Source organism: uncultured Aquimarina sp. (assembly GCF_947496855.1).
GTDB lineage: Bacteria > Bacteroidota > Bacteroidia > Flavobacteriales > Flavobacteriaceae > Aquimarina.
Genome location: NZ_CANMED010000008.1, coordinates 404,063 through 416,891, shown reverse-complemented (window position 1 = coordinate 416,891; position 12,829 = coordinate 404,063). Strand labels below are relative to the sequence as shown.

At 33.1% G+C, this 12,829-nt stretch carries 14 protein-coding genes; 6 read left to right on the top strand and 8 right to left on the bottom strand.

The window, feature by feature from the left end; genetic code table 11:
• Positions 1-553: 553 nt before the first annotated feature.
• Both Q0921_RS23460 and Q0921_RS23455 read left to right on the top strand, forming a co-directional pair.
• On the top strand, positions 554-892 hold the full coding sequence (locus Q0921_RS23460) for a PadR family transcriptional regulator (protein ID WP_299261351.1): 339 nt from the start codon (positions 554-556) through the stop codon (positions 890-892).
• Positions 889-1,497, top strand: a complete 609-nt coding sequence (locus tag Q0921_RS23455) for a hypothetical protein (RefSeq protein ID WP_299261349.1) — start codon at positions 889-891, stop codon at positions 1,495-1,497. The genes Q0921_RS23460 and Q0921_RS23455 overlap by 4 nt, the downstream gene beginning before the upstream one ends.
• Positions 1,498-1,577: 80 nt before the next feature.
• On the opposite strand, the gene secA is transcribed toward Q0921_RS23455, so the two are convergent.
• The 4 genes from secA to Q0921_RS23435 form a co-directional block, all read right to left on the bottom strand.
• The gene (gene secA / locus Q0921_RS23450) at positions 1,578-4,934 is read right to left on the bottom strand and encodes a preprotein translocase subunit SecA (protein ID WP_299261347.1); all 3,357 of its coding nucleotides are present in this window, start codon (positions 4,932-4,934) and stop codon (positions 1,578-1,580) included.
• A gap of 235 nt (positions 4,935-5,169) precedes the next feature.
• Complete coding sequence (locus tag Q0921_RS23445) at positions 5,170-5,391, bottom strand: DUF2795 domain-containing protein (RefSeq protein WP_299261345.1); 222 nt, start codon at positions 5,389-5,391, stop codon at positions 5,170-5,172.
• A 138-nt stretch (positions 5,392-5,529) separates the two neighbouring features.
• Entirely contained in the window at positions 5,530-6,105 is a 576-nt protein-coding gene (locus tag Q0921_RS23440; protein ID WP_299261343.1) for a cob(I)yrinic acid a,c-diamide adenosyltransferase, read from the bottom strand.
• Positions 6,077-6,223: a hypothetical protein gene (locus Q0921_RS23435; protein ID WP_299261341.1), complete on the bottom strand. Its 147-nt coding sequence runs from the start codon at positions 6,221-6,223 to the stop codon at positions 6,077-6,079. The genes Q0921_RS23440 and Q0921_RS23435 overlap by 29 nt, the downstream gene beginning before the upstream one ends.
• Before the next feature lie 319 nt (positions 6,224-6,542).
• Here Q0921_RS23435 and recR point away from each other — a divergent pair, with 319 nt between their 5' ends.
• The 4 genes from recR to Q0921_RS23415 all read left to right on the top strand — a co-directional run bounded on the left by recR (position 6,543) and on the right by Q0921_RS23415 (position 10,689).
• Positions 6,543-7,163 carry a recombination mediator RecR gene (recR, locus tag Q0921_RS23430; protein WP_299261339.1) on the top strand — a complete coding sequence of 207 codons (621 nt, stop codon included), beginning with the start codon at positions 6,543-6,545 and terminating at the stop codon, positions 7,161-7,163.
• A 27-nt stretch (positions 7,164-7,190) separates the two neighbouring features.
• Positions 7,191-8,318, top strand: a complete 1,128-nt coding sequence (locus tag Q0921_RS23425) for a glycosyltransferase family 2 protein (RefSeq protein ID WP_299261409.1) — start codon at positions 7,191-7,193, stop codon at positions 8,316-8,318.
• Positions 8,319-8,408: 90 nt separating this feature from the next.
• Positions 8,409-9,746 (top strand): dihydrolipoamide acetyltransferase family protein, encoded by a 1,338-nt coding sequence (locus Q0921_RS23420; RefSeq protein WP_299261337.1) that lies wholly within the window; start codon positions 8,409-8,411, stop codon positions 9,744-9,746.
• 178 nt (positions 9,747-9,924) lie between these two features.
• Positions 9,925-10,689 (top strand): SH3 domain-containing protein, encoded by a 765-nt coding sequence (locus Q0921_RS23415; RefSeq protein ID WP_299261335.1) that lies wholly within the window; start codon positions 9,925-9,927, stop codon positions 10,687-10,689.
• Positions 10,690-11,158: 469 nt separating this feature from the next.
• Here Q0921_RS23415 and Q0921_RS23410 read toward each other — a convergent pair whose 3' ends face one another.
• From Q0921_RS23410 to Q0921_RS23395, 4 genes are all read right to left on the bottom strand, one after another.
• The gene (locus Q0921_RS23410) at positions 11,159-11,350 is read right to left on the bottom strand and encodes a hypothetical protein (protein ID WP_299261333.1); all 192 of its coding nucleotides are present in this window, start codon (positions 11,348-11,350) and stop codon (positions 11,159-11,161) included.
• A 43-nt stretch (positions 11,351-11,393) separates the two neighbouring features.
• Entirely contained in the window at positions 11,394-11,567 is a 174-nt protein-coding gene (locus Q0921_RS23405; protein ID WP_299261331.1) for a hypothetical protein, read from the bottom strand.
• A 54-nt stretch (positions 11,568-11,621) separates the two neighbouring features.
• Positions 11,622-11,978 (bottom strand): hypothetical protein, encoded by a 357-nt coding sequence (locus tag Q0921_RS23400; protein WP_299261329.1) that lies wholly within the window; start codon positions 11,976-11,978, stop codon positions 11,622-11,624.
• A 290-nt stretch (positions 11,979-12,268) separates the two neighbouring features.
• Positions 12,269-12,766 (bottom strand): MarR family transcriptional regulator, encoded by a 498-nt coding sequence (locus tag Q0921_RS23395; protein WP_299261327.1) that lies wholly within the window; start codon positions 12,764-12,766, stop codon positions 12,269-12,271.
• Positions 12,767-12,829: the final 63 nt, after the last annotated feature.

Genomic DNA, 12,829 nt, shown 5'->3' with positions numbered 1-12,829 from the left:
GTGTAATTACTTTTATGTAAGATAAAATACTCCTATATATTTATTCTTGATTACCAATCTTTACTGATAACTTGTTGCGTAAATTTTCATAATTGAAGATAGGTGTCTAAGAGCTAAGTATTGAATAATTATTGTATTGATTTATAAGTGATTATAATGCAAGAGCTATCTTCAGAAGGATATATAAGTCTGGTTTTAGTTACTCTTAAAATATATAAATCCTAGTTTATAATAAAAATATTAAATTTTGCTAATAGTCGGTATAAAGTTATTTTGATCACCTTGGTTGCATTCTAGGGTTAATAAAACAGTTCCGACATCTCCAAAAAAGAATCCATTGGTCACGGTTCCATAGTGATTTCAATTACTTTATTATCATTGTTACAAGAATAAAAGATTAGTATTATAATCATCAATAGTAAAGTCTTTTCCATAAAAATCATTTTTATAAGATTAAAAAATGATAAAAGACTAATTCGGTATTATAGTATAGGTTAATAAAAATATAATACATAGAATTATGATGTATTGTATTTTTATGTATATTTGAACTATGTATTCAAAAGAACTACTTAAAGGAACCTTATCTGTCATTATTCTTAATTTATTATCAGAGAAGGGGAGAATGTATGGTTATGAAATTTTTCAGCAAGTAAAAGAACGCTCTGATGGAAAAATCTTATTGAAGGATGGTTCTTTATACCCTGCATTACAAAAAATGAAAAAAGATGGCTTGTTGACTTGTGAAGAGGAGTATATCGGAAAAAGGCTTAGAAAATATTATTTGCTAACATTAATGGGAGAGGATGAAAAAGTAACTTATGTAGAAGAACTTAAAGATTTTATGATAACTCTTAACAAGGTTATTTTTCCAAAACTGGATGTTATATGAAGTTAAGTGCTGAGCAAGAAGAAAGAATCAAAGGCTTTGTTGATAAGCAAGGTCTAACAATACCGGCTTTACAGGATGATATATTAGATCATTTATGTTGTGTTGTAGAAAGTGAGTTAAAAGCTGGTAAAACATTCGATCAATCATTACAGAATGCTATATCAGAATTAGCACCGAACGGTTTGATTGATTTAGAACGTAAAACATTTTTTTTATTAAACTCAAAACGAATTATTATGATGAAAAAACTGATGTATTTAATTGGATTTGTAGGGGCATTAACCTTAACTACAGGAATTACTTTTAAGATATTATGGTATCCTGGAGCTAACAAGCTTTTTATAACTGGTTTTCTGCTATTATTACTAGTTTTCGTTCCAATGTTAGCTTTTGATAGATATAAAGTTGCAATTGCGAAAACACTTTCGGAACGATTAAAAATTATTATGGGTTGTGTCTCTGGTATTATTGTAGGTTTATCTGGATTGTTTAAACTGTTGCATTTGATGGGAGCAGAGGTGCTATTGTTAGCAGGAGCTTTTATTTTTGCTATTGGGTATTTACCGTTTTTGTTTTTTACAATGTATAAGCGAGCGCTTGCTTAGAGGAATAATGTAAAGTAAAGCTAAACCCCCTGAAGTATAACTTCAGGGGGTTTAGGGTATCTATACAAATGTTTTAGGTTTTACTCACTCACAAGTACCCATTCTCCTTTTTCGATTAATGGGATTGCTTGTTTGTATTTAACAGTTTTATTTTCTCCACTCATTACATGTTTAATGGTAACTTTATCATTACGCCCAATTTTGGGTTGTTCACGAACGATAGTCTCAGTTACTTGTTGTGGCTGTTGTGTTTGTCCTGCAGCTCTATTTTGCGCAGCACGCTCATCCATATTAGGGATTTCTTCTTTAGAAGTTTCCAGATTTTCTTTTCTTTTTACCTGACGAGCTTCAGAGATGTCCTGAGTATTACCAGTAGGTAGTTCTCCTTTGAATAAGAAAGAAATAACATCTTTATTTACTTCTTCAATCATAGATTTAAATAATTCAAAAGCTTCGAACTTATAAATTAATAATGGATCTTTCTGTTCGTGAACCGCTAACTGTACGCTCTGTTTTAACTCATCCATCTTACGAAGATGTGTTTTCCACGCATCATCAATGATAGCTAAAGTAATATTCTTTTCGAAATCTGTAATTAACTGCTTTCCTTGACTTTCATATGCTTTCTCAAGGTTGGTGGCAACATTTAAACTTTTCACTCCATCTGTAAAAGGAACTAAAATACGCTCGTATTTACTAGCAGGATCTTCGTATACTTGTTTGATTACAGGATATGCAGCTTCAGCATTACGCTTCATCTTATCTTGATAATGTTCATAAGCAGCTTTGTAAACTTCTCCAGCAATTTTCTGAGCATCCATTTTTTCGAATTCCTCTGTCGTAATAGGGCTACTCATCGAAAAATAACGAATTAATTCAAATTCAAAGTTTTTATAATCCTGTGTATTTTTATTTCCTTCAGTAATGACCTCTGCAGTATCATAGATCATATTTGCGAGATCTACACGAAGACGCTCACCATATAGTGCGTGATATCTACGCTTGTATACCACTTCACGCTGAGCATTCATTACATCATCATATTCCAGTAATCTTTTACGGACACCAAAGTTGTTTTCTTCCACTTTTTTCTGAGCTCTTTCTATAGATTTAGAGATCATAGAATGTTGGATTACTTCGCCTTCTTTCAGTCCCATTCTGTCCATCATCTTAGCGATACGCTCCGATCCAAATAAACGCATCAGGTTATCTTCTAATGATACATAGAAATTCGAACTTCCTGGATCTCCTTGACGACCAGCACGACCACGTAACTGTCTATCTACTCGTCGAGAATCGTGACGTTCTGTACCTACAATAGCTAAGCCTCCAGCAGCCTTTACTTCATCTGTTAATTTGATATCCGTTCCACGACCTGCCATATTCGTTGCAATAGTAACGACTCCTGGGTTACCAGCTTCAGCAACAATATCAGCTTCTTTTTTATGAAGCTTTGCATTAAGTACATTATGTGGAACCTTACGAATCGTAAGCATTCGACCTAACAATTCTGAAATTTCTACAGAAGTAGTACCAATTAGTACCGGTCTTCCTGCACGTGATAATTCAGTTACTTCTTCGATAACTGCATTATACTTTTCACGCTTGGTTTTGTAAACTAAATCTTCTTGGTCTTTTCTGGCAATAGGCCTATTGGTAGGAATTTCTACTACATCTAATTTGTAGATCTCCCAAAGTTCTCCCGCCTCTGTCACCGCAGTACCTGTCATACCGCATAGTTTACCATACATACGGAAGTAATTCTGTAGTGTTACTGTAGCAAATGTCTGGGTGGCATCTTCGATCTTTACATTTTCTTTTGCTTCAATTGCTTGGTGTAATCCATCGCTATAACGACGACCATCCATAATACGTCCGGTTTGCTCATCAACGATTTTTACTTTGTTATCCATTACCACATATTCGACATCCTTTTCGAATAATGAATATGCTTTTAGTAATTGTCTTAGCGTATGAATACGCTCACTCTTTACACTATATTCTCTAAAAAGATCTTCTTTCTTTTCAGCTTCATCAGTTTTGGATAATCCAAGATCTTCAATTTTAGCAATTTCCATCCCAATTTGCGGTAGTACAAAGAAATCAGGGTTTTCTTTACCAGAAAGATAATCTACTCCTTTATCTGTAAGATCGATTTGATTATTCTTTTCTTCAATCACATAATACAGATCCGCATCAATCTTATGCATCTCACGGTTGTTGTCCTGCATATAGAAATTCTCAGTCTTTTGGAGTAACATTTTTACTCCTTCTTCACTTAAGAATTTAATTAATGCTTTGTTTTTAGGAATACCTCTGTATACTTGTAATAATTTAAAGCCACCATCTTTAGTGTTACCTTCTTTGATCAGTTTCTTTGCTTCAGCAAGAAGGGTAGTTAGATATTTTTGTTGAACACCAACAATATCTGCGATTTTTGGTTTTAACTCATCAAATTCATGAATATCTCCTTTAGGAATCGGTCCAGAAATAATTAACGGTGTTCTCGCATCATCGATTAATACAGAATCTACCTCATCTATAATGGCGTAGTTATGCGGGCGTTGTACCAGATCTTCTGGTGCGTGGGACATGTTGTCTCTTAAGTAGTCAAAACCAAATTCATTATTAGTTCCGTAGGTAATATCAGCATTATAGGCAGCTCTTCGTTCTGCAGAGTTTGGTCTGTGATTGTCAACACAATCTATCGTTAAACCGTGAAACTGGAAAATTGGCGCCATCCATTCACTATCACGACGTGCTAGATAATCATTTACAGTTACCAGATGAACACCATTGCCGGATAATGCGTTAAGATATACCGGAAGTGTTGCTACTAAGGTTTTACCTTCTCCAGTATGCATCTCTGCTACTTTTCCTTCATGTAGAGCAATACCACCAATAAGCTGGACATCATAGTGTATCATATCCCATTTTACTTCCTTTCCTGCAGCATCCCAGCTTGTAGACCAGATAGCTTGATCTCCATCTAGAGTGATATGTTCTCTGTCCGCAGAAAGCTCACGATCATAGGCAGTAGCCTCTACAGTAATTGTATCGTTTTCAGCAAACCTTTTAGCGGTTTCTTTTACAACGGCAAAAGCTTGCGGTAAGAGCTCGTTTAATGCTGACTCTGTAGTTTCATATGCATCTTTTTTTAGTTTGTCGATCTCTGCATAGATATCTTCTTTTCTGTCAATATCTTCTGTTGCATCCGCTTCTTCACTAAGCGCATCAATTTTAGCATTGATATCAGCACGGGCTTCATTGATAAAGTTTTTAAACTCTAATGTTTTGGCACGTAGTTCATTATCAGAAAGTGATGCGATAGCTTGTTCTTGCTTTTTGATCAACTCAACCTTTGGCTGGATTTCTTTTATATCTTTTTTGGATTTATCTCCAACGAATACTTTTAATACAGAATCTAAAACTCCCATGGTTTATGGTTATGTGTTTTTTTATGAGATTTTAATTTTAAAATGAAACTAACTTATTGATCCTGTGAAGATCTTTATCAAAGTTAAACTCCAATTCTTGGAATATAGTGTAATCTCAACGCCTCAATGGCAATATTATACAATGCTTTACAGGCTATATAATAGCTTGAAAAAGTGGCGTAATTTACGCAAAAAAAAAGCCTCTTGCGAGACTTTTAATACTATTTAAATATTTTTAATATTCATCCTCATTCCAAAGATAATCTTCGTCAGTAGGATAATCTGGCCATATTTCATCTATAGAATCGTATGAATCTCCTTCGTCTTCAATAGATTGTAAATTTTCCACAACCTCTAATGGCGCTCCGGTACGAATAGCAAAGTCTATTAACTCATCTTTGGTAGCTGGCCAAGGTGCATCACTTAAATAAGATGCTAATTCTAAAGTCCAATACATATGCTTACTGGTTTATTTTTTTGCAAAAATAATTTTTTAGTTTAAAAAGTCAAGTAAAAAATTAATTATTTAAACAATAATTTTAAGAACGTGATTTTCCGGGGTCTCCCTTTATTAATATTTTGGCTTTATAGAATATCAAGAATTTTTTTTAGGAATCCATTGTATTTCATCTGCCTGCAAATCGTAGGACAACTTTCGTGCCAGTACAAACAGGTAGTCAGATAGTCGGTTTAAATACTGTAAAGTAGTTTCTTCAAAAGGTTCTAATTCATATAAAGCTGTTGCTAAACGCTCGGCTCTTCTGCATACACAGCGGGCAATGTGACAGAATGACACTGTTTGGTGTCCTCCAGGTAAAACAAAATGTGTCATGGGGGGCAATGATTCATTCATCCGGTCCATTTCGGTTTCTAAAAGAGTTATGTCTTCTGGAGAGATAGTTGGGATATTAAGTCGTTTCTGTCCACTCTTTAGTATTGCTTTCTCAGGATCGGTTGCTAAAACTGCTCCAACAGTAAATAATTTATCTTGGATGTTAATCAAGACTTTTTTACTTAACTCATCTATTTGTTGATCTCTAATCAATCCAATATGTGAGTTTAACTCATCTACAGTTCCGTAACTATCAATACGTATGTGATGTTTTGGAACTCTGGTGCCTCCAAATAATGCAGTAGTACCTTTATCTCCTGTTTTTGTATATATCTTCATCTGTGTTTTCTTGATTGTTTTTTTTGTAATCAGAAATGTCTTTTTTTGCTTTTACTGTATTTAAGTATACGAAGATTGCTCCAATAAATACAGCAATCCATAACCAAGAGAAAGTCATTTTTTTTTTCTTTTAAAATAATTCTTTCTGAAATCTCTTTTGTCTCTATTATATAATTTTTTTTTGTTTCGTCCTGAATTCCAGCGTACAATAAAAAATAATAGTGCTATTCCTATAACGACTAATACTAATTGGGTTTCTTCAGAAAGTGTATCAAACATGATTTCTTCTTTTGTGGTAAATGTAATAAATAGTGATGAGTATTTTGGTTAGCCGATTATTGGAGTATTGGAGCGCTCACTTTTCTTAAATCAACTCATAAACTCATAGCTTCAAAAACTAACAAACTCAAATACTATTTTACTACATTTGTACCGCTATGGAATTTTCTTCAAAGTTATTGGAAAATGCAGTATATGAGATGTCACAGTTGCCAGGTATTGGTAAAAGAACGGCATTACGATTGGTATTGCATCTATTGAGACAGCCAGAAACACAGACACAGCATTTGGTAAAAGCATTAGGTACCCTAAGAGAAGAGGTTAAGTTTTGCAAAAAATGCCACAGCATTAGCGATGTAGAAGTTTGTGATATCTGTAGTAATCCCAATAGAATTCGTGATGTTATTTGCGTAGTAGAAGATATTAGAGATGTTATGGCGATTGAGAGTACAAGTCAATATCGAGGGTTATATCACGTTTTAGGAGGTAAAATAAGTCCAATGGATGGTATTGGGCCTCATAATCTTAAAATCGATACATTAATTGAAAAAGCAAAATCTGGTGAAGTGAAAGAGTTAATTTTTGCATTGAGTGCGACTATGGAGGGAGATACTACTAATTTTTATATCTATAAACAATTAGAAGGTGTAGAGATAAAAATAGCTACTATTGCCAGAGGGATTGGTGTAAATGACGAATTAGAGTATGCAGATGAGGTAACTTTAGGAAGAAGTATAATCAATAGAATCCCGTTTGAAAACGCCTTGAAGAACTCGTAATATGTATCACTTTTAAAACTTGATCTTCTGAAACTATCCGTCGTCATCCTTAATTATAATGTACGTTACTTTCTAGAACTATGTATTCTTAGTGTTCAAGAAGCTGTAACTAACTTAGAAGCAGAGATTATCGTAATTGATAATGACTCATCTGATGGTAGTTGTGCAATGGTCAGAGAACGTTTTCCTGACAGTATATTGATCGAAAACAAAGAGAATGTTGGCTTTGCTAAAGCTAATAATCAAGGAGTTGCTGTGGCTAAAGGAAAGTATATCTGTATTTTAAATCCTGATACTGTAGTTGCAGAAGATACTTTTGTTAATATGCTTGAAATTTTTAAAGAATTACCAAGTATCGGCATGGGAGGTCCAAAATTAATAAGCGGTGTTGGTGTTTTTCATCCCGAAAGTAAAAGAAATATTCCATCACCTTTAACGTCATTCGGAAGACTTTTTAGAATAAGAATAGGTAAAGTAAAGAATTATTACTCAGATCATATTCCTATTAATGGTATTGGTAATGTTGATATTCTTGTAGGTGCTTTTATTTTGGTAAAAAAAGAAAATTACAAAGCTGTAGGAGGTTTTGACGAAGATTATTTTATGTATGGAGAGGATATCGACCTCTCTTATAAAATGAAAAAGAAAGGATTAGAAAATTATTATATTGGTACGATATCTGTAATCCATTATAAAGGCGAAAGTACTGACCGTAACGCAGAGTATATTAAACGATTTTATGGAGCGATGCGATTGTTTTACCAAAAACATTTTAAAAGTAATTGGGTATTAGATTTTGTCGTGTCAGTAGGAATACGACTTACATCAGTGATACAATCGTTCAAAAATAAGCATAAAGAAAAACGAGTAGTAGATCAATATTATCTCGTTTCAGAAAATAAGGAATTAAAACAGAAGCTTACCAATGTTTTGCAAAAAGAAGTACAGTTTATTTCTTTAGAATCCGCGGAGAATTTGGGATATACTAATAACGAACTTATCTTTGACAATGAGCTATTAAGTTTTGGTGAGATTATAAATGCAATGCAGCGATTGGAAAAAACGAATATGACCTTTAAGATCAAACCTGTAGGATGTAATTTTATGTTAGGAAGTGATTTTAGTGATGGAAAAGGAGAAGTGATCACTTTTTAAAGAAACTTTAATAAAGAAAAATTAATTTAAGATCTTAACTTTTATTAATTTCGCAAAAAATATAACTAATAAATACCTTTGATTAAGAATATGGCAAAATTTGAGCTTAAGCTTCCGAAGATGGGTGAAAGTGTTGCAGAAGCAACAATAACAACTTGGTTAAAAGAAGTTGGAGAAACTATCGAGATGGACGATGCAGTATTAGAAATTGCTACGGACAAGGTAGATAGTGAAGTTCCTTGTGAAGTAGAAGGTGTATTGGTCGAAAAACTTTTTGAAGTAGATGATGTTGTAAAAGTTGGTCAAACGATCGCTATTATCGAAACAGAAGGAGAGGGTGCCTTAGAAACAGCAGTAGAAGAGACTAAAGAAGTGGTTTCAGCTTCAGAAACAGCAGCAGTAATCGAAAACGATATGACTGCAGTTACAGCAACTGTTACTACTAAAGTAGATTTCTCTGAAAGTTCTAAGTTTTATTCTCCATTAGTAAAAAATATCGCTGCAGCAGAAGGGATTTCTGTAGCAGAATTAGAAAATATATCCGGAACTGGAAAAGACGGTAGGGTGACTAAAAATGATATTCTACAATTTATAGAAGATCGTAAAGCCGGTAAAACTACTACTGTAACAACAGCAGTAGGAACAGAGCAAAAAACTGCTTCGGCAGCGCCTGTTAAGAAAACGGCAGCACCAAAAGCTACACCGGTGGTAGCATCAGGAGAGGATGAGATTATAGAGATGACGAGAATGGGCAAAATGATTGCACATCATATGGTAGAATCTGTACAAACTTCTGCTCATGTACAATCGTTTATCGAAGCCGATGTGACGAATATCTGGAACTGGAGAAAGAAAGTAAAAGGAGATTTCATGAAAAGAGAAGGAGAGAATCTAACATTCACTCCGATATTTATGGAAGCAGTGGCAAAAGCCATCAGAGATTTCCCGATGATTAATATTTCTGTGTCAGGTGATACTATTATTAAAAAGAAAAATATCAATCTGGGTATGGCTGCAGCCTTAGCAGATGGTAATCTGATTGTGCCAGTAATCAAAAATGCAGATCAGTTAAATCTAGTTGGAATGACCAAAGCAGTAAATGATTTGGCAAACCGAGCTCGTACCAATGCATTAAAACCGGATGACGTCCAGGGCGGGACATATACTGTGACCAATGTTGGAACTTTTGGCAGTATCATGGGGACACCAATTATAAACCAGCCACAGGTTGCGATTTTAGCATTAGGAGCGATCCGTAAAGTACCTGCAGTAATTGAAACGCCAGACGGTGATTTTATCGGTATCCGTTATAAAATGTTCTTATCACACTCTTACGATCACAGAGTTGTAAATGGAGCACTAGGAGGGCAGTTTGTGCAACGTGTAAAAGATTACCTAGAAGCTTTTGATGTGAATAGAGAATTCTAAAATCATATAATTAGAATTTGAACCCTGAGCAGAGTCGAAGGGTGTTATTAAATAATACATAAAATAAACCACGACAATATTGTCGTGGTTTTTTATTTCACTGAAAACCGTGTGATTTATTTACAAGATATTCTTCATTTTTACTATATCAAATAAATACTTTTTAATAAGACTAAAAATGAAACAAGTTGTATTAATTGTCTTAATTTTTTTTTCTTCTAATATTATATGCAGCCAAAGTCAATTGCTTATTGAGGGAAGTGATATATGGATTCGTGAAACTCCCAAAAAAGGGAAGGTTTTAATGAAACTAAACACAGGAGATACTTGTTTGGTTTTAAAAAAATCAGTTTCGCAGGTAATTCGTGGGAATCGTGATTTTTGGTATCAAATCGATTATAAAGGAAAAAAAGGTTGGGTTTTTGGTTCACAAACTTCTATCAAACAAAAGGCTTCGATACATAATGTAGATCCTTTTCTAAAATACTTTTTAGATACTTCCTTTTTTGCAAAAGATGTCAATAGTCTTATTAAAGTTAAGTCACCTAAAATAAATCAGTTTATAAAAAAAGAAATAGGGATTAATCGATTTTTTAATCCTGGTTCTGCTTGTGTATTGACAAGTTTTGAATCCTATATACCGGTATATCCGAAAATAGATTCTCTTGTTTTGTATAAAAATCAAGCTCCTAAAGGTGGCTTTTGTGATGAAAGTAAAGATGCTGATGGAGTTTATTACACACAAATAGATCAATTTCCTACTTATTTTGATATTGAAGCCGGAAATTCTAAGCGTATTCATATTCCTATGAAGCATAGAAATGGTGCTAAAATTAAAGTAGATATTTTAAAAGAAAAAAATATTATTAAAACCATGTATTTTATGATTGCTGATCAAAAGTGGTGGTTAGTGTTGATTGATGATTGTGATTGTTCTGCTTGATGTGCTAATATCGATAGTATGAAGATTTATAAAAATCAAAATCGCGATAATTTGTGTGCCTGCATCAGACGGGCGTATCGAAAATAGCGACTTTAATAATAAAATGATTCTCGATACACTTCTGATTATCGTGTATATAAAATTTAGAGAAAAAAAGTTAAAATCAATATTCAGAAAAATCGAAAAATAGGATAACATTTTATGATTTAATAACACATATTTATAACGTTGTTTACAATTTGAGAAACTTGGATATTATACCTATTTCGGGTACATTTTTCGCGTAAGTATGAAGAACAAGATGTACAACAATTGTTGAAGCAGTTTGATAAGGCAAGAGAATGATATAAGTTGATGATTGAAGCTTATGTTGACAAAAGTAAAGTTGGCTTAGTTTTTAGAAAAATAATAAGACCAAAACCTTGATCTCTTGATTAGGGTTTTGGTCTTATTTCAATAGCGGAATAATTTATGCGTGTATTAAACAATCCTTGCAATCTTTTATTTCACCATAATACGTTTCTCTATATTTATGGAGTGTGGTGATTGGAATTCCTAATAAGTATTTCTTGATAGACGTTACCTGAGCACTTAATCTACCCATATTTTTAGAATGAATGTTTTTAGCTTCGGTTTTTCTTTTAATCTTAATTATTTTCATAAAATATATTAGGTTGTCGATCGGTTATCAGTTGGTTATTTTATTATAGTGCATTACTGGTGCAAACAACTTCCCAGTAGGACATTTCAGAAAATTCTTGGCATTTTCTGCCGTTAATTTCTGTTTTCCAGTAATCGATTTCATTTTTTACTTTTCTTCCATCTTTTGTTTTTATTGTTCTTCCGTTATTTTGCGGAATAAATGTGTTTACTGACATATATTGATTTTGATTATTATTGTAATTTATTTTGGGTAAGAATGAACGTAGCGTTTAAATGGAATGTATAACAGCATTGATATTATGCCGGGCTACTAATTTTTCTGTAAAAGATTTGTGTCCTCGTGGAGTTAATAAATGCAATTTTCCTCTTTTCATCTGTGCCATAAAACCTAATAATTTCCATCGTATTACCAATGTTTTGTCATCTTCGCTTTTTAAGGCAATATCAGAAAAGTGTTTAGATCCACCATGTGTCGTGAAAGACATATCCGGTTGTATCTTGAGGTCTGTTTTTGTACTTCTGAAAACTTTTGGATCTTCATAACCATCAAGAACAGCTTTTAGCGATATCGTCGCTCTTTTCTCTGCCCAGGCTAATGCTTTATCCAAATAAGTTTCCTTTTTCATACTGATCTTTTTAATTAAACAAAATTAATTACGTTCATACACGTAAGAGTTCTGCGAATTTAGTGAAAAATAGTTTCTATAGAAACTATTTAACGATATAATTTTATTTAAATCTTTAAATAATAGGGTTTTTGAAATGTTTTTGGGTGATTTACATGAACTTTTTTAGGTTTTTATTTCTATAGAAAATAATTAAAAACGGCTGTAGCACAATGAATCATTATAACAGAGGATGTACAATGTTTAAACCTTTCTAAAGAGAAAAATGGTAAAAGAAAAGTGATGTAATATTATTGTTTTGAAGACTTATCTTTTTCAGAGGTCATCTCTTTAATAGTAATCAATGGAGCTGCATCCATATTTTCGGCATCCATAATAGATGCTAATAATTCTATGTTACGATCAAGTTCGTTGATTTGTTCCTGGGTGAGTTTCTGTAGTTTTTCTGTCGTCTTTTCCTGTAAAGTGGTTGGGGATCGATGTAACACGTCTGCTCCTTTTGCAGTAAGAGTGATGTAGGTGGTCCTTTTGTCGTTAGGTTTAGGTAATTTCGCAACTAGCCCTTTTAGTTCTAAACGACTAATAATTCCAGAAACTGTACTTGCATTGAGATTGATATAGACTCTAATTTCCTTAGCAGAAGCTCTATAGTCTTCTCTTTCTGATAAAAATTGTAAAACCAATAATTGAGGAATACTAATACCAAACTCCTTTTCGATCTTTTTACTTTCCAGATTAATAGAGCGAATTATTTTACGTAGTTTGACAAGTATTTCAATGTATTTCAAAATTCATTTATTTTAATAATTGATACAAAGATAGAAACATTATATAGGATCTTGTAAGAATGA

Coding starts and splice junctions, on each gene's coding strand:
- Q0921_RS23460 (WP_299261351.1), top strand. CDS start 554: ATGTATTCAAAAGAACTACTTAAAGGAACCTTATCTGTCATTATTCTT.
- Q0921_RS23455 (WP_299261349.1), top strand. CDS start 889: ATGAAGTTAAGTGCTGAGCAAGAAGAAAGAATCAAAGGCTTTGTTGAT.
- secA (WP_299261347.1), bottom strand. CDS start 4,934: ATGGGAGTTTTAGATTCTGTATTAAAAGTATTCGTTGGAGATAAATCC.
- Q0921_RS23445 (WP_299261345.1), bottom strand. CDS start 5,391: ATGTATTGGACTTTAGAATTAGCATCTTATTTAAGTGATGCACCTTGG.
- Q0921_RS23440 (WP_299261343.1), bottom strand. CDS start 6,105: ATGAAGATATATACAAAAACAGGAGATAAAGGTACTACTGCATTATTT.
- Q0921_RS23435 (WP_299261341.1), bottom strand. CDS start 6,223: ATGACTTTCTCTTGGTTATGGATTGCTGTATTTATTGGAGCAATCTTC.
- recR (WP_299261339.1), top strand. CDS start 6,543: ATGGAATTTTCTTCAAAGTTATTGGAAAATGCAGTATATGAGATGTCA.
- Q0921_RS23420 (WP_299261337.1), top strand. CDS start 8,409: ATGGCAAAATTTGAGCTTAAGCTTCCGAAGATGGGTGAAAGTGTTGCA.
- Q0921_RS23415 (WP_299261335.1), top strand. CDS start 9,925: ATGAAACAAGTTGTATTAATTGTCTTAATTTTTTTTTCTTCTAATATT.
- Q0921_RS23410 (WP_299261333.1), bottom strand. CDS start 11,350: ATGAAAATAATTAAGATTAAAAGAAAAACCGAAGCTAAAAACATTCAT.
- Q0921_RS23405 (WP_299261331.1), bottom strand. CDS start 11,567: ATGTCAGTAAACACATTTATTCCGCAAAATAACGGAAGAACAATAAAA.
- Q0921_RS23400 (WP_299261329.1), bottom strand. CDS start 11,978: ATGAAAAAGGAAACTTATTTGGATAAAGCATTAGCCTGGGCAGAGAAA.